20 protein-coding genes and 1 tRNA gene are annotated in these 20,305 nt (G+C 55.8%); 18 read left to right on the forward strand and 3 right to left on the reverse strand.

Features of this window, described 5'->3' with window-relative positions; genetic code table 11:
- Nucleotide 1: 1 nt before the first annotated feature.
- Complete coding sequence (locus NANH_RS0119025) at nucleotides 2–706, reverse strand: hypothetical protein (RefSeq protein WP_027263505.1); 705 nt, start codon at nucleotides 704–706, stop codon at nucleotides 2–4.
- A 282-nt stretch (nucleotides 707–988) separates the two neighbouring features.
- On the opposite strand from NANH_RS0119025, the gene NANH_RS0119030 reads away from it, so the two are divergent.
- Together NANH_RS0119030 and NANH_RS0119035 are read left to right on the forward strand one after the other, a co-directional pair.
- On the forward strand, nucleotides 989–1,618 hold the full coding sequence (locus NANH_RS0119030; protein ID WP_027263506.1) for a LysE family translocator: 630 nt from the start codon (nucleotides 989–991) through the stop codon (nucleotides 1,616–1,618).
- Between the two features lie 70 nt (nucleotides 1,619–1,688).
- Nucleotides 1,689–2,228 carry an adenine phosphoribosyltransferase gene (locus NANH_RS0119035; RefSeq protein ID WP_027263507.1) on the forward strand — a complete coding sequence of 180 codons (540 nt, stop codon included), beginning with the start codon at nucleotides 1,689–1,691 and terminating at the stop codon, nucleotides 2,226–2,228.
- A 72-nt stretch (nucleotides 2,229–2,300) separates the two neighbouring features.
- Here the strand turns inward: NANH_RS0119035 and cydB are convergent, their stop codons facing one another.
- Both cydB and NANH_RS0119045 read right to left on the reverse strand, forming a co-directional pair.
- Entirely contained in the window at nucleotides 2,301–3,335 is a 1,035-nt protein-coding gene (gene cydB / locus NANH_RS0119040; protein ID WP_211237101.1) for a cytochrome d ubiquinol oxidase subunit II, read from the reverse strand.
- Entirely contained in the window at nucleotides 3,298–4,710 is a 1,413-nt protein-coding gene (locus NANH_RS0119045; protein WP_027263509.1) for a cytochrome ubiquinol oxidase subunit I, read from the reverse strand. Before NANH_RS0119045 ends, cydB begins: the two co-directional genes overlap by 38 nt.
- A gap of 1,072 nt (nucleotides 4,711–5,782) precedes the next feature.
- On the opposite strand from NANH_RS0119045, the gene NANH_RS0119055 reads away from it, so the two are divergent.
- From NANH_RS0119055 to NANH_RS0119130, 16 genes are all read left to right on the forward strand, one after another.
- Nucleotides 5,783–5,870: transfer RNA gene (locus tag NANH_RS0119055), tRNA-Ser, on the forward strand.
- 147 nt (nucleotides 5,871–6,017) lie between these two features.
- Nucleotides 6,018–7,208 carry a tyrosine-type recombinase/integrase gene (locus tag NANH_RS0119060; RefSeq protein WP_027263511.1) on the forward strand — a complete coding sequence of 397 codons (1,191 nt, stop codon included), beginning with the start codon at nucleotides 6,018–6,020 and terminating at the stop codon, nucleotides 7,206–7,208.
- Complete coding sequence (locus NANH_RS0119065) at nucleotides 7,201–7,869, forward strand: hypothetical protein (RefSeq protein ID WP_027263512.1); 669 nt, start codon at nucleotides 7,201–7,203, stop codon at nucleotides 7,867–7,869. The genes NANH_RS0119060 and NANH_RS0119065 overlap by 8 nt, the downstream gene beginning before the upstream one ends.
- 95 nt (nucleotides 7,870–7,964) lie before the next feature.
- On the forward strand, nucleotides 7,965–8,162 hold the full coding sequence (locus NANH_RS0119070; RefSeq protein WP_036050069.1) for a hypothetical protein: 198 nt from the start codon (nucleotides 7,965–7,967) through the stop codon (nucleotides 8,160–8,162).
- A gap of 14 nt (nucleotides 8,163–8,176) precedes the next feature.
- The gene (locus NANH_RS0119075) at nucleotides 8,177–8,965 is read left to right on the forward strand and encodes a hypothetical protein (RefSeq protein ID WP_027263514.1); all 789 of its coding nucleotides are present in this window, start codon (nucleotides 8,177–8,179) and stop codon (nucleotides 8,963–8,965) included.
- 88 nt (nucleotides 8,966–9,053) lie between these two features.
- Nucleotides 9,054–9,548 carry a hypothetical protein gene (locus NANH_RS0119080; RefSeq protein ID WP_027263515.1) on the forward strand — a complete coding sequence of 165 codons (495 nt, stop codon included), beginning with the start codon at nucleotides 9,054–9,056 and terminating at the stop codon, nucleotides 9,546–9,548.
- Nucleotides 9,549–9,550: 2 nt separating this feature from the next.
- On the forward strand, nucleotides 9,551–10,555 hold the full coding sequence (locus NANH_RS0119085) for a type IV secretion system protein (RefSeq protein WP_074920578.1): 1,005 nt from the start codon (nucleotides 9,551–9,553) through the stop codon (nucleotides 10,553–10,555).
- A 5-nt stretch (nucleotides 10,556–10,560) separates the two neighbouring features.
- Entirely contained in the window at nucleotides 10,561–10,965 is a 405-nt protein-coding gene (locus NANH_RS0119090) for a hypothetical protein (RefSeq protein ID WP_139236353.1), read from the forward strand.
- A gap of 80 nt (nucleotides 10,966–11,045) precedes the next feature.
- Entirely contained in the window at nucleotides 11,046–11,228 is a 183-nt protein-coding gene (locus NANH_RS0119095; protein ID WP_139236355.1) for a hypothetical protein, read from the forward strand.
- Between the two features lie 253 nt (nucleotides 11,229–11,481).
- Nucleotides 11,482–12,627: a MobV family relaxase gene (mobV, locus tag NANH_RS27550; RefSeq protein ID WP_074920580.1), complete on the forward strand. Its 1,146-nt coding sequence runs from the start codon at nucleotides 11,482–11,484 to the stop codon at nucleotides 12,625–12,627.
- 329 nt (nucleotides 12,628–12,956) lie between these two features.
- Complete coding sequence (locus tag NANH_RS28650; protein ID WP_154665586.1) at nucleotides 12,957–13,121, forward strand: hypothetical protein; 165 nt, start codon at nucleotides 12,957–12,959, stop codon at nucleotides 13,119–13,121.
- 164 nt (nucleotides 13,122–13,285) lie between these two features.
- Nucleotides 13,286–13,483, forward strand: coding sequence for a hypothetical protein (locus NANH_RS0119110; protein ID WP_027263519.1), 198 nt, complete (start codon nucleotides 13,286–13,288; stop codon nucleotides 13,481–13,483).
- A 176-nt stretch (nucleotides 13,484–13,659) separates the two neighbouring features.
- On the forward strand, nucleotides 13,660–16,416 hold the full coding sequence (locus NANH_RS0119115; RefSeq protein ID WP_027263520.1) for a type I restriction endonuclease subunit R: 2,757 nt from the start codon (nucleotides 13,660–13,662) through the stop codon (nucleotides 16,414–16,416).
- Nucleotides 16,413–17,900, forward strand: coding sequence for a restriction endonuclease subunit S (locus tag NANH_RS26595; RefSeq protein ID WP_027263521.1), 1,488 nt, complete (start codon nucleotides 16,413–16,415; stop codon nucleotides 17,898–17,900). The genes NANH_RS0119115 and NANH_RS26595 overlap by 4 nt, the downstream gene beginning before the upstream one ends.
- Nucleotides 17,897–18,814, forward strand: coding sequence for a GIY-YIG nuclease family protein (locus NANH_RS0119125; RefSeq protein WP_027263522.1), 918 nt, complete (start codon nucleotides 17,897–17,899; stop codon nucleotides 18,812–18,814). The genes NANH_RS26595 and NANH_RS0119125 overlap by 4 nt, the downstream gene beginning before the upstream one ends.
- Nucleotides 18,811–20,301, forward strand: coding sequence for a class I SAM-dependent DNA methyltransferase (locus NANH_RS0119130; RefSeq protein WP_027263523.1), 1,491 nt, complete (start codon nucleotides 18,811–18,813; stop codon nucleotides 20,299–20,301). The genes NANH_RS0119125 and NANH_RS0119130 overlap by 4 nt, the downstream gene beginning before the upstream one ends.
- The last annotated feature ends 4 nt before the right edge of the window (nucleotides 20,302–20,305 follow it).

Raw genomic sequence — 20,305 nt, forward strand, 5'->3', positions numbered from 1 at the left:
GCTATTCGATGCGCACGATACCCCATGCCGCCTTGAAGCGGGTGATAGCGTCGGCCTGCACGATTTCTTTCAGGCGTTTCGGTTGTGGGCAACCATCCTGGCACGAGGCCGGGTCCAGCATCAGAGGATTGGCGAACCGTACCCATTTGGATTGACCGACGGCATCGTCGACCTGATAGATCGCATCGACGACAAAGGGGGTCAGGTTGGGGTTGAACGCCGTGGCGACCACGGTTTGCAGGCAGGCCGCTTCCATCGGGGCGCGGACTTCTTTGCGGTGGGTTTTCGAATAGGTCCAGGTTTTCTCGGCATTGTCGACCCTTGCCAGGCCCGAGATCTTATTCGGGACATAGTCAGCCATCGACGCGATTGTATCGTTTACACTGCTGCCCCAAAGGTTGGAGGCGGTCAGATGTTCGGAAATCGGCTGCGGTTCTTCGAAATACTGCAATGAGCAAAACTTGCTTTCGACAAAGGCGTCGTTTTCATGATTGAAAACAAAGATGTCGCCGGGGTGCGGATCGGTAACGCGGTTTGCCGGAACGATCAGTCGGGCATAGCTGATATCGGCCTCGTCGGCATCCAGCACAAGGCGCTCGATAACGTTGAAGCCGAGGCCGGACACGATCAGCACCGCAATGGTCCAGAATTTATAGTCCACCTTTCGGGGCGACGTGGCGGTTTGCGGGGGGCTGGAGGAGGTCATCCGGGGCAACACAGGTTGCTGCCACAGTTGTAATACCCCTGTGGACAGGCGGCGAACGCGGCAGTGGTGGAAGCGAAAAATGCGGCGGCAGCCAAAGCGGAAATGAATTTCATTGTTTTCTCTCCTTTCGTGCGAGCATTCAACTTAAGATTTTCTAATAATGTGACCTTTATACCATAGGTGTGTGCCGCCCGATGTAACCTGGATTACACAGCGGGCAACTTGATCCCGGCGTTTCGATCTGCAAGAACTTCGACGTCATTTCAAAAGTGGAAATTGCCGATGCCCCTCGATCTCTGGTTGACCTTTGTTGCCGCCTCGACGGCATTGCTTTTGATCCCCGGCCCAACGGTCTTGCTGGTGCTGAGCTATGCCCTGTCCAAAGGGCGCGGTGTGGCGGTGGCGTCGGCCACGGGCGTTGCCCTGGGCGATCTGATCGCGATGAGCGCGTCCTTGGCCGGATTGGGGGCGCTGGTTGCAGCTTCGGCGACGCTGTTTGTGGCGCTAAAATGGGTCGGTGCCGCCTATCTGGTGTGGTTGGGGGTCCGGTTGTTGCGCAGCGCCCCGTCAACCGGGCGAAACGCCGTATCGGCGGCCCCCGATGTCGGCGCACGGGCGGTATTTTCCCATGCGGCGGCGGTCACGGCGCTGAATCCCAAATCCATCGCCTTTTTCATTGCCTTTGTGCCGCAGTTCCTGCGCCCGGAACTGGCGCTGTTGCCGCAATTTGCCATTCTGATCGCCACGTTTGTTGCCCTGGCCTGGCTGAATGCGCTGGCCTATGCGCTGTTGGCGGACCGGCTGCGGCGCACCATCGGACGGCCGGGTGTCATCGCCGGGCTGACGCGAACGGGTGGCGCGACTTTGATTGGGATGGGGATCGCGACGGCCTTGCTGCGCCGTCCCACCTGATACCAGCTCTTGCGCAACGCCACCGGATTGGCGACACCGCAGGAATACATTTGCAATTTGCGAGGCACCGATGCCCAAGAAGACCACGGTACGCGACTATATCCGCACCATCGTCGATTTCCCGCACGAGGGTATCATGTTTCGCGATGTCACGACCCTGTTTGCCGATGCGCGGGGGTTTCGCATGGCCATCGACCAGATGCTGCATCCCTATGCGGGCGAGCAGATCGACAAGGTGGTGGGGCTTGAGGCGCGAGGATTTATTCTGGGCGGGGCGATCGCACATCAGTTATCGGTCGGCTTTGTGCCGATCCGCAAGAAGGGCAAGCTGCCCGGCACCACGATCAGCCAGGATTACAAGCTGGAATATGGCGAGGCGATCGTCGAGATCCATGACGACGCGATTCGGCCGGGCGAAAAGATCCTGGTGGTGGACGACCTTTTGGCGACAGGTGGCACTGCGGCGGCGGGGATCAAGCTGATTGAACGGCTGGGCGGCGAAATCGTCTCGTGCGCGTTTGTGATCGACCTGCCGGATCTGGGCGGGCGCAAGGTTCTGGAGAACCTGGGCATGGATGTGCATGCCCTCTGCGCCTTTGAGGGGGACTGATCGGGACTGATCTGGGGGCTGTGTCGTGCGGATCGTTTTCAAAGCGGCGGTTTCATTGGCATCAGGTGGCCTTTACTGTCCGATACGGTCCGATTTACCACGAAAAACCCAGTAAACTCCGATTGTGTAGGCCCCGATCACCGGCAAAACGACCACCCCGCCCCAGAAAAAGAAGCTGAGCGATGCCTGTGGGGCGGCGGCGTCGGCCACGGTGATGGAATAGGGGATCATGAAGGGCCACATCATCAGCCCCAGTGTCAGCAAGGCGGCGACAAAGAACACCGCGGTCAGCGCAAACGGCAGCGCGTCGATGCGCCAGTGCGCGCCTGTTGCGACCCCCGCGAGTGCCGCGGCGCAGAGGGCCGGCAGACCCAACATCCAGCGGTCGAGCCGCGAGGCGCCCAGGGTCAGGCCGACGCTGATATCGACGGTCACCACGATCAGGAATGCCAGGGCCAGCACGGCCGACGTCGCCAGCGCCAAGGTCTTTAGCCGGGCATAGGCCCAGTCGCGCAATGCCCCGTCGTTCTTGAGGATCAGCCATCCCGCGCCGAGCAGCATATAGCCGAGCACCAGCCCGATCCCGGTCAGGATGGGGAACGGATGCAACCAGTCCAGCCCGCCGCCGGCATATTGATTGTCGCGCACCGGAATGCCGCGCATCAGCGCGCCGACCGCTGCCCCCTGCACAAAGGCGACGACGAGCGAACCGAGAAAGAAGCCGCGGTCCCAAACCCCGCGCATGCGATTGCTGCGATAGCGGAACTCAAACGCCACGCCGCGAAAGATCAGTCCGAACAGCATCAGCAGCACCGGCAGGTAAAACGCACCGAGAAACACCGTGTAGACCGCCGGGAACGCCGCAAAGAGGCTTGCGCCTATGACCACCAGCCAGGTCTCGTTACCGTCCCAGAATGGCGCGATGCTTTGCACCATCCGTTCGCGCATCGCTTCGTCCCGGGTGGTTCCGAACAGGATGCCGACCCCGAGATCGAAACCGTCCAGCAGCACATAGATCAGGATTGAAACGGCAATCGCCGCCGCCCAGAACAGCGCGAGATTGCTTGGATCATCCATCGCGGTTTCCTCCAGGCCCGTTTGCGTCATCGGCGTCTCCTGCGAGAGCCATTGGCCGGCTTGGCGTTGCGTATGGCCCCGTCTCGGCCTGCGCCGCAGGGCCTTCGCGCAGCAGCAGATAAATATACCGGATGCCAAAGCTGTAGACGATGGCATAGACAATCATATAGCCGATCAGCGACACCAGCACGTCGCCGGTTTGCAGCGATGGTGTCACCGCATCCTTGGTCCGCAGGATACCGTAAACCACCCAGGGCTGGCGTCCGACCTCGGCGGTGTACCAACCGCTGAGGATGGCGACAAAGCCGGTGGGGAAGGCCAAAAAGGTCGGCCACAAGAACCAGCGCGCGGTCTCAAGCCGCCCGGCCAGACGCAGCAATGCGCCGCCCCACGAGAGCGCCAGCATGATCAACCCCATCGCCACCATGATGCGAAAGCCAAAGAAGGGGATCAGCACCGGCGGCTGATCCTCGGGCGCAAACGCGTCGAGTCCGGTTTCGCGCGATGTCCAGTTGCCCGACGCGATGAAGCTGCCGAGCCCGGGCACCGTGACCGCAAACAAGTTACGGCGTTCGGACTGATCCGGCCAGGCAATCAGAACCTCGGACGCGGGTTGCTCGGTATGCCAGCGCGCCTCGATCGCGGCGAATTTCGCCGGTTGGTGTTTGTACACGTAGAGCCCGGTCAGATGCCCGAAATACAGTTGCACCGGGATCAGAACCGCCGCCAGACCGAGGCCCCAGTGCAGCATCGCCCGGCCTTCGGCAAAGTGGACCCGCCGCAGCAGATACCACGCCCCGGTGGCCGATACGCACATCGCCGTGGTCAGGAATGCCGCGAGCAGCATGTGTGGCCAGCGCACCATCATCACCGGTCCAAGCACGATCTCGCGCCAGTCGGCGGGAACGATCCGGCCATCGACGATCTCGTGACCCACCGGAACCTGCATCCAGGAATTGTTGGCAAGGATCCAGAAGGACGAGAACATCGTGCCAAGCGAAACCATGCAGCAGGCAAACAGGTAAAAGCGCGGCGAAACCCGATCGCGGCCCAGAAGCATCACCCCGAAGAATGTCGCCTCGAGCAGGAAGGCGGTAAAGGCTTCGTAGCCCAGCAGCGGTCCCTGAATCGAGCCGGTCCTTTCGGCAAGGACACCCCAGTTGGTGCCGAACTGGAAGGCCATCACGATCCCCGTCACCACGCCGAGGCCAAAGGATACCGCAAACACCCTCAGCCAGAAATCGAAGACGCGCCGATACAGAAGATTGCCGGTCGCCAGCCCCATCGCCTCGATCGTGGCCAGCCACGCCGCCAGTCCGATGGTGAAGGACGGGAAGATGATGTGGAATGAAATCACGAACCCGAACTGGATCCGCGACAAGGTTACCGGGTCGAGAATGTCCATGTCAGGCCTCGCGATCCGCAGCGGTACCGGGCATCGGCGGTTTCGGGAAAGCCCCTTGGGACAGGTGTGCGCCAACGCTGCTTGCATTGAAGCGTCGTCCGCAGCCCTTGCCGGTGTCTTGGGCGTGGGCGGCGCACATCATCCTGTTATTGGCAACGGTGGTCTTGCGCTGGCGGTCGCCGGTCTTGAGATTGCAAGCCGGCACCCAACCGTCGTGGAGGCCGCGAGACGGCCATTTGGCCGGAGCGTTGGTTTTCACAAGAGGGCGGGGGGCGGTGAACCCGCTTCCGATGCCACCCGAAAACAACCAAGCTGTGCCAAGGATCAGGAGATGTTTGATGGCGGCGCTCCTCAGGTTCTCCCTGCTCATTTGCATCCTATGCTATTGGAAAACATACCTGTTGCCTAGCCACCCATCCAAGGTTCGCCGCAGAGGTTCAGTTGGCTTCGCTGAGGGAACCGCTTGACGGCTGCGGGCGCGCGCTGCGCCACGGGGTGGCGACGCATGGCGCGGTTTTGTGCCGCCCGCCTGTATCGATCAGGGTATGATCGCGGTGTCGGCCTTGTGCCCTCGGCAGGGAGGGTGGCCAGCGCATCCATCATGCCCAGGGCACGGTGACCAGCCGTTCCATTGGTAAGGGCGGTTCTTTGCCAAGCCCCTCGTCAATGCCACGCAAACCGCTTCAACGCGAAACCGCGGGTTCTGTCGCGATGCCATGGCTGTTCTCCTTTGTGACATGACGCGTGCTCCAAGGAGCGGCACAATCCGCGCCAAGCCCAGGTTATAGTGAGAATTATTTTGATGAGTCCGTGCGGTACTGGTCGGTTGGTGCGGGTGGGGCCGTTGCTTAAATCGCCATAAGCGATCTCAAGTGATAGCCTCTGCCTGCTCCGGCAGCCCAAGCCCAAGGCGCTTTGCCTGCAAGGGAAATTGCCCAAATGTCTCCCAAACCCAGTGCCATTCTGTGGCTCTCAAGGCCATTTTGAGAGGATTTCGTCCCGAGCAGAAAAATCTCAAAATCGGGGATTTTCGCCTTGTAACCCATATGTTCACTTGGCTATACGCGTCTGTGGAGACGTGGCCGAGTGGTCGAAGGCGCTCCCCTGCTAAGGGAGTAAACCGCAAGGTTTCGTGGGTTCGAATCCCATCGTCTCCGCCACCCACCATTTTCATTGATCTGCACAGAGCAGCGGTTTAGCGTATAAACTGTTGATAAAACGCACCCATTAGCATTGATTTGCTGTTTTCGGTTTTCTTCGATTGCATTGGGTTCTGTTCATTTCGTGGTATGAAAGGTGGTATCTTCATGGCCTATCTTGCGGGGAAACTGACCAAGAATCTCGTTCGAACGCTCGGATCAGGCCGGCATGGTGATGGTAACGGGCTGTATCTTGTTGTCGACCCGTCCGGTGCAAGACGCTGGATTGTGCGTGTCACGGTTAAAGGGCAGCGGAATCGCCAGGGAAAACCTCTGCGTACCGATTTCGGCCTCGGTGGCGCGGATGTGGTGACACTCAACGTCGCGCGAGAGCGTGCCCTAGAATACCGCCGCTTAGCCAAGCAAGGGTTGAACCCGAAATATCACCGCGGTCAGGACGTGCCTTGCTTTGAGGAAGTCGCAAGGCAAGTTCATATCGAGCGGTTGCCCACTTGGAAGAACCCGAAGCACGGGCAACAGTGGATCAACACGCTTGCCGACTATGCTTTCCCCAAGATCGGTCGGATGCCGGTTTCGGATATCGACCAACCGGAAATCTTGCAGGTACTGTCGCCGATTTGGACCGAGAAGCATGAAACTGCGCGCAGAGTGGCGCAGCGGATGAAGGCAGTCCTCGATGTGGCGCGATCACGGGGCTATCGCGAAGGGGAAAACCCCGTGACGGTGGTGATGGATGCCAGGGTGCTGCCACGTGTGAAGGCTAAAGTGAAGCACCACAACGCGATGCGGTGGCAGGATGTACCAGCATTCTATGCTCAGCTGTCCGAGCAAAAGGGCACAGCCGCAAGTGCGTTGATGTTTACATGTCTGACGGCTTGCCGGACTGGAGAGGTTCTAAACGCTTCGTGGGACGAATTCAGTTTTGATGATCTGCTGTGGATCATCCCACAGGATCGGACGAAGACCGGGGCGGAACATCGCGTGCCGCTTACCGATCAAATGCTTGAGATTCTCGAACCTCTGAAGGCTTTGCGATCAGAAAGCGTTTTTGAGGGGCAGCGTCGACACAAGCCATTGTCGAACATGTCGATGCTGATGTTGCTTCGGCGAATGGGCGTCGAAAACGTCACGGTACATGGGTTCAGATCCGCGTTTCGGGATTGGGCATCCGAGAAAGGCGATACTCCCCGAGAAGTCGCGGAAATGAGCCTTGGGCACAAAGTAGGGACCGAAGTTGAACGGGCCTATGCGCGGTCCGACTTGCTCGACCGAAGACGCGAACTGTTGCGGCGTTGGTCCGAGTTCGTGTGTAGTAAGCTGGAGAATTCCAATGACTGACTTCGTCAGAACTCCAGCAAAGGTATTCGGTTTAAGCTTCGTAACACCGGAAGACGCAGCGTGGATGGCTGTGCGGGCATTGATCCTGTCTTGTAGCAGTGGTTCTGATTTCCAAACCCTTTATCTTGGCCTCCTCTCTCTCAAGTCAAGAGATGCCGACGAAACCGGAGATGCTGAAGAACAATTTGGGAAGTCGCAGTCTTTAACAAGAAGGGAGATGGAATTACTGGTTCGCTTCGCCGTCGGGCAATTTGCAGCAGGCAGCAAGAAGATGCGTTTGGATTTGCTGCAGATGAACAGGGTTCTGAGCGCAATGTTTATCAAGAAGATGCCGAAAACCAAAGCTCTGGAATACCTGCAACAAGAAAGCCAGCAAGCCGCAAAGCTCCTGCGCGACGAGGGGGATGCTGAGCGAGCATCCCTCTTTTACCAGGGGAAAGGTGCTCGGACTCTTGGAGAGCTTTGGAATAAATATGAGGTGGTTCTTCCATATGTATACGCAGAAACGCTCCGACAGCAGGTTGCCGCCAGAGAAATCTCAGGGAACGTCCAATTCGAAGACCTGAAGTATATGCCTGAGATCTTCCTTTACCAGATTGGCAAGATTTCCAAGTCTCGACCGCTCAAAATTGACGCTCTCTATCATCTTGATTTTGAATGATTTGTTTTTGAATTTCTTATTCAGTAGGTCGCTGAATGCAAACGATAAATGCTGAACCGCAATGATGACTTGCAAAACAAGGAGCGGTGAAGCGAATGAAAGTCTTTGAAGATGAACGTGTTTATGATGACGCTGATCCTGAACTGGATCTGATCGCAACAAGGAACAAACGTGCGCAATGGCGCCATCGTCGCGTTGGGCCGGCTTTCGTCAAATTTGGGCGGCGAGTGAAATACCTGGGTACAGATCTGAACGCGTTTGTTGAAGAAAATCGCGTCTCTCCGGCTGGTTGAGTTTGGGTGCGACAATGGCGGTAAAACACTACGCGCAGATCGAGTTTGATCTATTCTCGGACCCAAAGTTTAGAGGCCTTTCCTCAAACGATGTACGGTTCATCTATCTGACGGCGCATTGCTCAAAGCTCAGCAATTACTTAGGGATCTTTCGCTATCCAATCGAGATTTGGAGCTACGATTCCAACGTCAAGCCAGCAGAAATTCAAGCAGCTCTTTCAGAGCTAGAAGCAAAAGGCTTGGTTGAATATGATCAAGACACTCAAACATTGAGACTGATTGGCTGGTTTTACACCTTGAATGGACCCCGCAATGGGAACCAAATGAAGGGGCACATCAAGAGCTTCCTAGGCCTGTCTCGTTGTGATCCAGAAATGCTGTGCCGTTCGGTCGCCGAATTTACCGTTTCGAGTTTCTCGGCTGCCTCTCTTTGGGAAAACGACAGCCCGGAACATCGCAAGGTTAATGACGCCTTCAGAACTTTCTTGAAATATTTGCATTTCAAGTTTGGGACCGGCTTCGGTGAAATCCTTGAGAATGAGATCAACGCGTCGGGGAAGGATACATTCGGCGCTATCCAGGCCGTATTTCACATGCTTTCCAGCGGTGGCCCAAGCACGGTGGAACCCTTTCGAAAGGGTTTCGAAACCGTTTCGAAACAAGAGATGACAGGAGAGGAGAATATAAAAAATCAAAAGAAAACAAACGTCGTCCATGATGGAAAGCACATCGTGAGCGCTTCGCCTCTATCGGAAACAATGAATAGTCGATTGGCTATGGAAGCGAGGGGATCGCAGAAATGAAGCGGTTGCGAATGGCAAAGAGCAAATCGGCCAATGTCCGACATGGTTGTCCGCCGCTTGGTGAGGCGTTGTTGGTAGGGGGGCCGCGATGAAACTCCTTCAAGCCGCGGCTTTGTTGCTGCTGGCAACAACCCACCAAATTGTAGCTGAAGGGTTGGCGAGCCTTTCCAAACCGGAGTTGAAAACCGCCGTGCGAGATGCGGTTGAAGCTGGTGATCATGAAAACCTGATGGCAGCGATGGAGGAGATCCGCCGCCGCAAAATGTGGGTTTTCCAGCCTACAGCATCGACATGCGTCATGAACGTGCCAGAGTTGCCGGTTTTCTCCCAGCATTTTGCGAACCGGATGCACGTCGAACAAGCCTATCAACTAGCCGCGCAAAAGCGCTTTCTTGAGGAAGGCAGCTGTCCTTGCATGTTCGATTGGTCTTTCTCCTCCTTCGTTCTCGGGCATTTGGGAAAATCGCCTAACGAACTTACGCAGGATGATGTCATTCAGCTACGCGATTGGAGATCGCAGGAGCTCTCAGACATTCTCGGCCGCTATACCGAGTTCCGCAACGCAAACTGCCAAGGAGATTGATCGTGGATTACATAGCATCCCTCATGGCGTTTGTTGACACGGTCGTCGCCTCGGTCGGTCAAAGCGCCTACGATCAAGTAGGCGCGGCGCTGATGCCTGCCTTCCAGCTTTCAGCGGTTCTTGTCATCGCGATCCTCGGAATAAATCTGATGATCCAGGCGGTTCCGATGTCGTTGGCAAATGGCGTGAATCTGATCATCCGCCTTTCAGTGGTCATGGTATTTCTGCCTTCTTGGGCGAACTTTTCTTTGGTCTATATGGCTTTGACGCAGGCACCAGAACAAGTCGGCGGTGTGGTGCTGTCAACGCTCGGATATAGTCAGGATATTGCCGGTCTCTATCCGGAGTTGGACCGCCTCCTTCAGGAAAGTCTCGATCTCGGGCAGGCCGTTGTTGATGGCAGCGGTTATATTTCCGGTGCCCTCGCCAGCATCGCTATCGTGGGCGTGACGATGATAACGCTGGTAGTGGCCGTCGGGATACTGATCATCGCCAAGACAGTTCTTGCAGTCATGATCGTGGTCGCGCCGGTCGCAATCGCTGCCACCTTGTTCAAGCAATCTGCACCACTTTTCGAGGGGTGGATTAAGGTCTCGCTGGGGGCTGCGATGGTATCGTTGTTGGTCGCCGCCGCGTTGGGGGTTGTGATCGCTTTCGAAAATCAACTTTCGCCAGGCAATAGCGAAAATGTGGCAGCTATCGGAGATGCGCTCGGGTTTGTGTTCGCCATGGGGCTTGGGCTGCTATTGCTTCGCCAGGTGCCGGGATGGGCCGAAGCACTGGCCCAAACGCGCATTGAGATCGGAGCCGTCGCCCGCAATGCTGAGCGTATGGGCACCGGAGCAGCGAGACTCAGCTCTGGTGCGGTTCGGGATGTCGGGGCTGGTATGAGGGGAGCAGCGGAAGCGGGAATTGGCCGAGAACTACCACAGGCGTCTTCAGCCGCGCGGCAAGTCGGCTACAATACCGTGGATAAGGTGCGGTATCTCGCGTCACGAATGAGGTAGTGATCATGAGTTGGAAAGTTGTGTTGGCGGCGGTGAACGATCAGCTCGAAATACTCGATTTCTCGCGCTCTCCTTGGGCGCTGTTCATAGCCGCCATTATTGCCGTCGCCGTAGGTTTTGCGTATTCGACCATGCACGGGGTCTCGATCTTCGAAGATGGTGACTCATACGTCAAAGCATCGGTAAAGGTCGCCTTTGTCCTCGCCTTCTTGTTCGCGCTTATTTCGTTTTTTCGTGTCGTCTGCAGCTGCGTCGTTCCGTCAGAATCTGAATTAACGAATGCATACGAGGATGAGCAAGCGCATAGATTTGTTCGAAAATATGCAGCCGCCGAGCTGGGTGTACGAGCCACCGCCAGAGGCGCGAGTGGGTGGGCGGAGATTTGGCAAGGACGGGCTGACCATCTTTGATATTTATGACCAATGCTTGCTGACCGCGGCAGCATTCCAGGGCATGGAGTAGCGTTGTTATGACAAAGCGTGAGGGAAGAATGGCCGATGATCAATGCAAAGCAAATATGGGCAGCGTCCAAGCCAAACAGCGAAAGCTCCTGCGAGACCAACAATTGCGCGGAACACCTCTTGTTCAGCGCCGTTCAGATGGCGTTTGGGTGCGGCGCAGCCATGATGGCAGAGAGGTGGAGCTTTCCTACTCGGACCGCGATGACGAGTGAACCAACCTGATAATTAGGGCCGTTTGATGTTTGAATTTCTGGGTCTTCTTGACACCTCAGGATGTCGGTAATTGCTTCAAACCGGAAAACCGGAAAACCGGAAAACCGGAAAACCGGAAAACCGGAAAAGCGGAAATGCGGAAAGAGTGGATTTAAATGTCCAAGTACCCGACCCGATCGGGTCGAACGACAATTGCGAAGCAAATTGTCTAGTGAGTGGACATTTAAAAAAATATCGATTGAGGACCTCACTATGAACAATGAAATCGTACCAGAGCTCGAACCGCTGAAATCCCGCTTCGCTCCAGGTTCATCTGATACGCGTGGGCCAAGAGTCCGTCCGCCGAAGGGTCAAAGGCGGTATGCGATCCTTCGCGTGAAAAAGATCAAGACAGCCGGCGATTTGGCGGCGGCGGCGCGCCACAATTTTCGCGAGCGAGATGCCGACAATGCCGACCCGAACCGTAAGGATAGCAATCAGGTTCTTTTGGGAGCTACTGGATCTGAAGAGATAGCAGAGCTGTGGAATGCTCGGGCACCCGAAAAGGTGCGAAAGAACGCAGTGCGGGCGTTAGAGTATGTGGTAACAGCCTCGCCAGAAGCGATGGAACGGATTGGGGCCGAGAATTCAAATGCCTATCTCGAACAAGCCCTGGATTGGTTGAAAGAGCGTCACGGTGAGGAAAACATCCTCTCGGCTGTGATCCACGATGACGAAACGACACCTCACCTTCAGGCCCTGATTATTCCGATCGATCACCGTGGGCGGTTGAATGCACGTGGATTGATCGGAGGCAAAGGGCAGCTGTCTGCCATGCAGACGGAGTTTGCTACGCGGGTGGGGGCAAACTTCGGATTGGAGCGCGGGTTGGAACGTTCCGGCGCAACCCATCAAAGCATCAAGAAATACTATGCTCAGTTGGCGGCTTTGGATCAAATCTCCGTTGAGCTGCCAGAGCGTTCGGTCAGTGTAGGCTCAGATTTGCCCGAAAAAGATGAGGATTGGCGCGAGCGTGCTTCAGCTGAGGCGAGTGAAGCCCTTCGCCAAACAATCGCGGTCTCGCTGGCCGAACGGGGGGAGTTGTCTCGCGACATCGACTATTTGCAGGCGCAGCTAATGGAAGCGCGCACGGAAGTGCAATTCAATCGCGAAATTGCAGATCGTTCGAGCCTCGGGGTTGCAGCTCTTTGCGCCCTCGATGGCATTCTCCGTAGCCCGAAGGAGGATCAAAAGGGTCTTATCGACAGGTTTGTCAGTGAGACGAAACGATCATGGAGTAAGTTACCGGACGCTGCCAAGGAAACGATTCAGACGTCTCTTGTTCAAGATTTTTCGCTGGAACCAATAGAAATGGGTAAAAAACGGGGCCGAAGTAGAGAAACTGATTTGGACCTTTAGCCATCCTGGCTCAAGCTGGCCGAGCGGAGCCCTGCATAGCTCAGGCGAGGCCAGCTAAAGCCGTCAGACGACAGTCGTCACCAGACGAAATTTCTTGCCTGTCGCGTCAAAATTTGCCGAAATTCGGTGCTTCGGTGCTTCGGTGCTTCGGTGCTTCGGTGCTTCGGTGCTTCGGTGCTTCGGTGCTTCGGTGCTTCGGTGCTTCGGTGCCTCTCAGAGGGCGTTGCCCGCGTTCGGTTTTGTGGGCATGACCAATCGGGGCAGCGATTTTATTGCTCCTCGGTGGTTTTCAGCCTAAATTGTGAATGAACTTCATCGTGAGTGAGTAAATGAGCGAAGAACGGTTTAAACACCTGATGTTGCGCCTCGATCAAATCGAGAGGAACATGCTTAAGAAGTCAGATGTTTGCCAATCGGTTCTGACGGCTCAAGTCTTTATGCTCACGATTGTTGTTGGTGTGGTCGTCTTGAACTCGATGATCGGATTCGGTTGACATGGCTGCGGTCGAGGCAAGCCAAGGCTATGTGCTGGTGGGCGGCAGCTGATGAAGTAAACTGCCTGTCGCACCCAATTTGCCCAAATTCGGTAATTCAATGCGCGAGTGTACCTCTTGAAGTATGTTGGGAGAGTTGTCGCGTTGAAGACGAAGGAAATACGATGACTGGTTCAAACCCTTTGCGTAGCAGGCACCATCCAGATTCTCATGAGCTGAACGACTGGCACCACTTTGGCCCCAAGAATTCAGAAATCGCCGATCTGGTTTACCGCCTGGCTTATGAGGAGGATATGCGCCTGGCTGACATAGAACAATTGATGGTGGACGCGCTGAAGGAACGGTTATCCCCGCGCGAGTAAAGAGGGTGCAAAGTTTTACCAGGGGGCGAGTTCGGTGGGTTGTTTCTGCGTGTAAGCCAATATGCTCAGGGCGACACAACAATCTGGTTCAGTAGTTTTCCATTCTGTTCATTGTTTTTCATTTTCAATCATCTGCTTACACTTTAAGGTTGCGGTGAAAAGTAGGTGAGAACGAATTGAACGAAATCAACCAAAATCCGGAACAGATTGCACGCGACAAGATTGACGAACTGCTTCGAGCATCGGGTTGGGTTGTTCAGAGCAAGTCAGAGCTCAACCCCTCGGCATCACAGGGTGTCGCAGTTCGTGAATACCAGACCGACATTGGCCCGGCTGATTATGTCTTGTTCGTCGACGGTCTTGCTGTGGGGGTATTGGAAGCCAAGCCCGAGGAATGGGGGCAAAAGCTTACAACAGTTGAAGAGCAATCCGGGGGCTATGCGTCAGCGCAGCTGAAATGGATCAGCAATTCCAGCCCGTTGCCGTTTGTATACGAAAGCACCGGCGCAATTACCCGGTTCACAGACGGCCGTGATCCCAAACCAAGATCTCGGGAAGTGTTTTCGTTTCATAGACCAGAGACTCTGGCGGAGTGGAGCAAACAAGCCCAGTCTCTCAGAGCAGCGCTGCAAGACCTGCCTGGGCTGAACGAAGATGGGTTAAGGGAATGCCAAACCAGCGCGATTACTAAGCTGGAGGGATCTCTCAAGGAAAACCGCCCCAGGGCGCTGATCCAGATGGCTACGGGATCGGGCAAGACCTTCACGGCGATCACAGAAATCTACCGGCTGCTCAAGCACGCGGATGCCAAGCGGGTTCTTTTCCTTGTCGACACCAAGAACCTTGGGGAACAGGCCGAGCAAGAGTTCATGTCCTATGTCCCAAACGACGATAACAGGAAATTCACCGAGCTTTACAACGTCCAGCGTCTTAAGTCGCGCCACATCGCCGGGGATAGCCAGGTTTGCATCTCAACCATCCAACGCATGTACGCGATCCTCAAGGATGAGGAGCTGCCAGAAGGCGCAGAAGATGAAAACCCAGCCGAACAATGGAAGCGCAAACGTGAGCCTCTTCCTGTGGTCTATAGCGAGAAGATCCCGCCTGAGTATTTCGATTTTATTGTCATCGATGAGGCGCACCGCTCGATCTATAACCTATGGCGTCAGGTCATTGAGTATTTTGATGCTTTCCTGATTGGTCTCACGGCCACGCCCGACGATCGCACTTTCGGGTTTTTCCAGAAGAATGTTGTGAGCGAATACACGCATGAAGACGCCGTTGCTGATGGCGTGAATGTCGGCAACGAAATTTATGTGATCGAAACCGAAGTTACCCAGAAGGGGGCAAAACTGGTCGCAAAGCAGCAGGTCGAGCGCCGCGAAAAGCTGACCAGAAAGAAACGCTGGGAACAGCAAGACGAGGATGAGGCCTACTCGGCAAAGCAACTCGACCGCTCAGTTGTGAATGTTGACCAGATCCGGACGGTCATCAGGGCTTTCAAGGACAACCTGCCCAACATCTTTCCGGGTCGAAACGAAGTGCCTAAAACGCTGATCTTTGCCAAGACCGACAGCCACGCCGACGACATCATTCAAACCGTGCGGCAGGAATTTGGCGAGGGCAACGAGTTCTGCAAAAAGATCACCAGCAAGACCGACGGCGATCCGAAATCCGTCCTGGCGGCTTTCCGCAATGACTTCTACCCGCGCATCGCGGTCACAGTGGACATGATCGCCACGGGAACTGATGTCAAACCGCTCGAATGCCTGCTGTTCATGCGCGACGTGAAGTCGAAGAACTACTTTGAACAGATGAAAGGGCGCGGCACCCGTGTGGTGAAAGCTGACGATCTGAAAAAGGTCACGCCGTCAGCCCGCGCAAAAAGTCATTATGTGATTGTCGATGCGATCGGCGTGACGAAGTCGGTGAAAACGGCGAGCCAGCCTTTGGACACCAAGCCTTCCGTTCCTCTCAAAGACCTCGCAATGGGTGTTATGATGGGTGCTGCGCGGGATGAGGCATCAGTCACGTCCCTTGCGGGCCGCCTTGCGCGGATCGATAGACAAATTGATGATCAGCAACGCACGCAGGTAGAGACTGCTGCGGGTCGCACCTTGCGCTCGGTGATCAAGGGCTTGTTTGATGCCATCGACGCTGATGATGTCTTGGCCGATGCCAAGGCCGCAACGGGCCAGGATGAGCCTGACGAGGCCGCTCAGGACGCGGCGCGGGCCAAACGAGTGGGTGAAGCGGCCAAGATGCTGAGCGGCACGCTCATCAATACGCTCGAAACCATTCGGCGCGATCTGGAACAAACGGTTGATCACGAAAACCTTGATCATGTGACCAAGGCTGAATGGGCGGGCGATACGGATGAGAACGCAAAAGCGCTCAGCCAGGATTTTGAGGCCTATCTCAATGACAATCGTGACCGGCTTGAGGCGCTAACGATATTCTTTAACCAGCCAGCACGCCGGTCAGAGATCACATTCGCCATGATCCGCGATGTGTTGGAGGCATTGCGCGCTGATGCCCCGCGCTTGGCCCCGCTCAATGTGTGGCGGGCCTACGCGCATCTGGACGAGGTGCAGGGGGCAGCGCCCGAGAAAGAGTTGGAGGCGCTGGTTGCCCTGATCCGCCGCGTGGTTGGGTTGGATAACAAGCTTACGCCCCATGCGGATCGTGTTCGCAAGAATTTCCAGAACTGGGTTCTGAAACGTCATGCGGGCAAAGGTGCCAAGTTTGACGAGGAGCAAATGACCTGGCTGCGCATGATCCGCGATCATCTGGCCAGTAGCTTCCACATCGAAAGGGATGATCTGGACTTTGCCCCCTTTGACGGGCAAGGCGGACTGGGCCGGATGTACCAACTGTTCGGGGATGACATGGAGCCACTGATGGCAGAGATGAATGAGGCTGTGGCAGGATGAGTGAATTACCGAGTGGGTGGGCCGAAACCAAATTCTCCGAGATTCTTGGGCACCACAGCGGGAACTCAAAACTCATCAAGGGCAAGCTGCATAGCTCTCCCAGTGAGGGCAGATACCAAGGCTTCAGTGCATCTGGGGCCGACGTTTGGTTGGACCACTACGAGCAAGAGGGCACTGCGATCATCATCTCTGCCGTTGGTGCACGTTGCGGAAAGTGTTTTCTCGCAAAAGGTAAATGGACGGCTATCGCAAATACACATGTGGTCAAGCCTGCCAGTGGCGAGCTAAATGCCAAGTTCTTCTGGTATCTCCTGAACAACGAAGAGTTTTGGGTCAAGGGTGGAAGCGGTCAGCCCTTTGTAAAAACAAAAGCGTCTTTCGATCGCCCATTTTTGCTTCCTCCGTCATTTGAACAACGCCGCATCGTTGAGAAGATCGAGCAGCTTTTTGACTTGCTTGACAAGGGCGAGGAGAGCTTGCGGGCGGCGCGGGACAAGGCGGGGCTGTACCGGCAATCCCTGCTCAAACACGCCTTCGAGGGCCACCTGACCGCCGACTGGCGCGCCGCCAACCCCGACAAACTCGAAGACCCCGAAACCCTCCTGACCCGCATCCAGGAAGAACGCGACGCCCGCTACAAACAAGCCCTCGACGACTGGCAAACCGCCCTGACCAAATGGCGCGCTGATGGGGAAGAGGGGAAAAAGCCCGCGAAGCCGAAGCGTCCACCGGCGACTGAAAGAGTTGACCCGCCGGACAATTATCACACTTGCGAGTCTTGGATTTGGGTTTCAGTGCTTTCGCTCCTTCGCGCTCCATTGATCAATGGGCGGTCAGTTAAAGACCGAGCAGATGGGTTTCCCGTTCTGCGATTGACAGCGCTAAAAGGTGAAAAACTTGATCTTTCGGAATATAAGAATGGTGCGTGGAACCGATCAGAGGCTTTGCCATACTTAGTTGAAGAGGGCGATTTCTACGTCGCCCGCGGGAACGGAAGCAAGAAGCTAGTTGGACTTGGCTCTCTCGCGAGCAACGTGACGTTTGAGACGGCCTTCCCCGACACCATGATACGATTGCGATTGGACCTTGGCGTGGTGGCGTCTGGGTACTTCGGGAGGGTGTGGAATTCACGCATACTCAGGGACCAAATCGAGGAAGCTGCAAGAACCACAGCAGGAATCTACAAGATTAATCAAGATCATATCTCGGGATTTGTTTTTCCGCTCTGCTCGCCTGCTGAACAAGCCGAAATCGTCAGCCGCCTCGAAGCCAAACTCTCCACCCTCGACGCGCTTGAGGCGGACATCGACCGCCAGCTCGCACGCTCGCGCGCACTGCGACAGTCCATCCTCAAACGCGCTTTTGAGGGCAAACTCGTCCCCCAAGACCCCACCGACGAACCCGCATCAGCTCTCCTCGCCCGCATCAAGGCCGAGCGGGATGCAGCCCCAAAGCCTAAGCGCAAACGAAAGACGCCCGCATGACATCGCAAGGACGCTCAATCGAACTCTTCTTCCATGACGGCGACCCCGATGGAATGACGACGGCAACAATCCCATTTCAGTGGACAGGGCATGTTCTGGTCACAAACCGAACGCAGGTTTTCGACGCACTTAAGGAGCCGGAGGCGTCGCAGCCTGGCATCTACCTTTTGGTCGGCGAAACCGAAAACGGCCTGACGCTTTACGTGGGAGAGACGGACGAAATCCGCACAAGGATCAATCAGCACATCAAGGATGCGTCCAAGGACTGGTGGGAGCGGGCTATCTTTGTGACGGCGCAAGGCGAGCCACTCAACAAGGCGCATGCGCGCTATCTTGAAAGCCGGATTTATGGGCTGGCATCGCGGATCTCAAAGGTTGCACTGGCAAACAATAAGGCTCCTACTGAAAGCCCGCTCAGCAAAGCAGCCCTCGCACATATGGAGGACTTTCTGAAGAATTTGCGGCTGGTTTTGCCTGCATTGAGGTTTGATTTCCTGACGGAACAAACCAAGCCGAAGGTTGCCACCACGTCGAGTGAGCCTGAAAATCAGCCCGTGTTCTTTGTGCTTTCGACTAAGGAAGTAGCCGCTCGAGCGAGGCAAGAGGGTGGAGATTTTGTCGTTGAGGAAGGTTCGGACGCACGTAGCAAGTGGGTCGGATCAACAAGCAAGGATTCAACATATGGCCGGCTCTATGAATCGCTCGTGTCGCAAGGCGTGATCGGGGATCAAGACGGGGCTAGGAAATTTCTGCAAAGCTATGCCTTTAACAGCGTGAGTGCTGCCGCATCGGTTGTGACAGGGCGACCAACGTCAGGCACAGGTGCTTGGCTGCTGGAGAGTGATCAAACGAAGAACTATGGCGACTATGAAGCCGCGAAGGCAGAGCAGACAGAGGAAGAGGCAACAACATGAATACAGCCCCCATTGTTTCAAAGGTCTGGAGCTTCTGCACTACTCTGCGTGACGACGGCGTGGGGTATGGCGACTATCTGGAACAGCTGACTTATCTGATCTTTCTCAAGATGGCTGATGAGTATTCCAAGCCACCACACAATCGGAGCGTCGGTGTGCCTGAGGGTTTTGACTGGGCATCGCTGAAGGCAAAGCGCGGCGCGGAGCTTGAGGTTCACTACGTCGATCTGCTTCGAACGCTTGGTACTAAGCCGGGGATGTTGGGACAGATCTTCACGAAGTCGCAGAACAAGATTCAGGATCCGGCGAAGCTCTACCGGTTAATCGACATGGTGGATGGCGTCGATTGGGTGATGCTTGGCGCTGACGTGAAGGGGGATGTCTACGAAGGTCTTCTGGAGAAGAACGCCGAGGATACAAAATCTGGTGCAGGCCAGTACTTCACGCCTCGTTCCCTGATTTCAGCCATGGTGGAATGCCTGGCGCCAGAACCGGGCAAGACGATTGCGGACCCAGCTTGCGGAACCGGTGGCTTTTTTCTCGCGGCATACGACTATCTAAACGACCCAAGACACGGTGGTCTGGACCGCGATCAGAAAGCGTTCCTTAAACACGATACCTTTTTCGGGAACGAGATCGTCGCCAATACGCGCCGGATGTGCCTGATGAACATGATGCTGCACAACATTGGCGAGATTGACGGCGAGAGCTGCGTGTCGCCCAATGATGCGCTTGTGACGGCCTCACCGCAGACTTTCGATTACGTCCTGGCCAACCCGCCTTTTGGCAAGAAAAGTTCAATGAGCTTTACCAATGACGAGGGTGAGCAAGAAACGGATGACCTGACCTACAACCGGCAGGATTTCTGGGCGACCACATCGAACAAGCAGTTGAACTTTGTCCAACATATACGATCGATGCTGAAGAGTAACGGTCGCGCGGCTGTCGTGGTGCCAGACAACGTGCTGTTCGAGGGAGGCGCAGGTGAGACGGTCCGGCGCAAGTTGCTGCAATCCACCGATCTGCACACCATTTTACGCTTGCCGACAGGTATCTTCTATGCGCAAGGCGTGAAGGCGAATGTCTTGTTCTTCGACAATAAGCCAGCGAGCCCAGATGCCCAGACGAAAGAGGTCTGGTTCTACGACTACCGTACGAACGTGCATCACACGTTGAAGAAAAAGCCGATGACCTATGAGCACCTGGCGGACTTCGTGGCGTGTTTCAAAGCTGGCGAGACGCACCAACGGGCCGAAACCTGGTCTGAAGATGCGCCAGACGGCCGCTGGCGGAAGTATCATCTGAAAGAGCTGCTCGACCGGGACAAGGCCAGCCTTGACGTGTTCTGGCTGAAGGACAAGAGCCTGACGGACATGGAGAATTTGCCTGCACCTGACATACTGGCTGAGGAGATTATTGAAGAGCTTGAGGCAGGTTTGGAGAGCTTTCGCAGCGTACAAGCAGAGTTGACTGGAGCAGAAAGGTAAATGG

This window comes from Sedimentitalea nanhaiensis DSM 24252 (assembly GCF_000473225.1).
Taxonomy (GTDB): Bacteria; Pseudomonadota; Alphaproteobacteria; order Rhodobacterales; family Rhodobacteraceae; genus Sedimentitalea; species Sedimentitalea nanhaiensis.

What these genes read in the sequence shown, in the direction of transcription:
- NANH_RS0119025 (WP_027263505.1), bottom strand. Translation starts at nt 706, where the DNA reads ATGACCTCCTCCAGCCCCCCGCAAACCGCCACGTCGCCCCGAAAGGTG.
- NANH_RS0119030 (WP_027263506.1), top strand. Translation starts at nt 989, where the DNA reads ATGCCCCTCGATCTCTGGTTGACCTTTGTTGCCGCCTCGACGGCATTG.
- NANH_RS0119035 (WP_027263507.1), top strand. Translation starts at nt 1,689, where the DNA reads ATGCCCAAGAAGACCACGGTACGCGACTATATCCGCACCATCGTCGAT.
- cydB (WP_211237101.1), bottom strand. Translation starts at nt 3,335, where the DNA reads ATGACGCAAACGGGCCTGGAGGAAACCGCGATGGATGATCCAAGCAAT.
- NANH_RS0119045 (WP_027263509.1), bottom strand. Translation starts at nt 4,710, where the DNA reads ATGGACATTCTCGACCCGGTAACCTTGTCGCGGATCCAGTTCGGGTTC.
- NANH_RS0119060 (WP_027263511.1), top strand. Translation starts at nt 6,018, where the DNA reads ATGGCCTATCTTGCGGGGAAACTGACCAAGAATCTCGTTCGAACGCTC.
- NANH_RS0119065 (WP_027263512.1), top strand. Translation starts at nt 7,201, where the DNA reads ATGACTGACTTCGTCAGAACTCCAGCAAAGGTATTCGGTTTAAGCTTC.
- NANH_RS0119070 (WP_036050069.1), top strand. Translation starts at nt 7,965, where the DNA reads ATGAAAGTCTTTGAAGATGAACGTGTTTATGATGACGCTGATCCTGAA.
- NANH_RS0119075 (WP_027263514.1), top strand. Translation starts at nt 8,177, where the DNA reads ATGGCGGTAAAACACTACGCGCAGATCGAGTTTGATCTATTCTCGGAC.
- NANH_RS0119080 (WP_027263515.1), top strand. Translation starts at nt 9,054, where the DNA reads ATGAAACTCCTTCAAGCCGCGGCTTTGTTGCTGCTGGCAACAACCCAC.
- NANH_RS0119090 (WP_139236353.1), top strand. Translation starts at nt 10,561, where the DNA reads ATGAGTTGGAAAGTTGTGTTGGCGGCGGTGAACGATCAGCTCGAAATA.
- NANH_RS0119095 (WP_139236355.1), top strand. Translation starts at nt 11,046, where the DNA reads ATGGCCGATGATCAATGCAAAGCAAATATGGGCAGCGTCCAAGCCAAA.
- mobV (WP_074920580.1), top strand. Translation starts at nt 11,482, where the DNA reads ATGAACAATGAAATCGTACCAGAGCTCGAACCGCTGAAATCCCGCTTC.
- NANH_RS28650 (WP_154665586.1), top strand. Translation starts at nt 12,957, where the DNA reads ATGAGCGAAGAACGGTTTAAACACCTGATGTTGCGCCTCGATCAAATC.
- NANH_RS0119110 (WP_027263519.1), top strand. Translation starts at nt 13,286, where the DNA reads ATGACTGGTTCAAACCCTTTGCGTAGCAGGCACCATCCAGATTCTCAT.
- NANH_RS26595 (WP_027263521.1), top strand. Translation starts at nt 16,413, where the DNA reads ATGAGTGAATTACCGAGTGGGTGGGCCGAAACCAAATTCTCCGAGATT.
- NANH_RS0119125 (WP_027263522.1), top strand. Translation starts at nt 17,897, where the DNA reads ATGACATCGCAAGGACGCTCAATCGAACTCTTCTTCCATGACGGCGAC.
- NANH_RS0119130 (WP_027263523.1), top strand. Translation starts at nt 18,811, where the DNA reads ATGAATACAGCCCCCATTGTTTCAAAGGTCTGGAGCTTCTGCACTACT.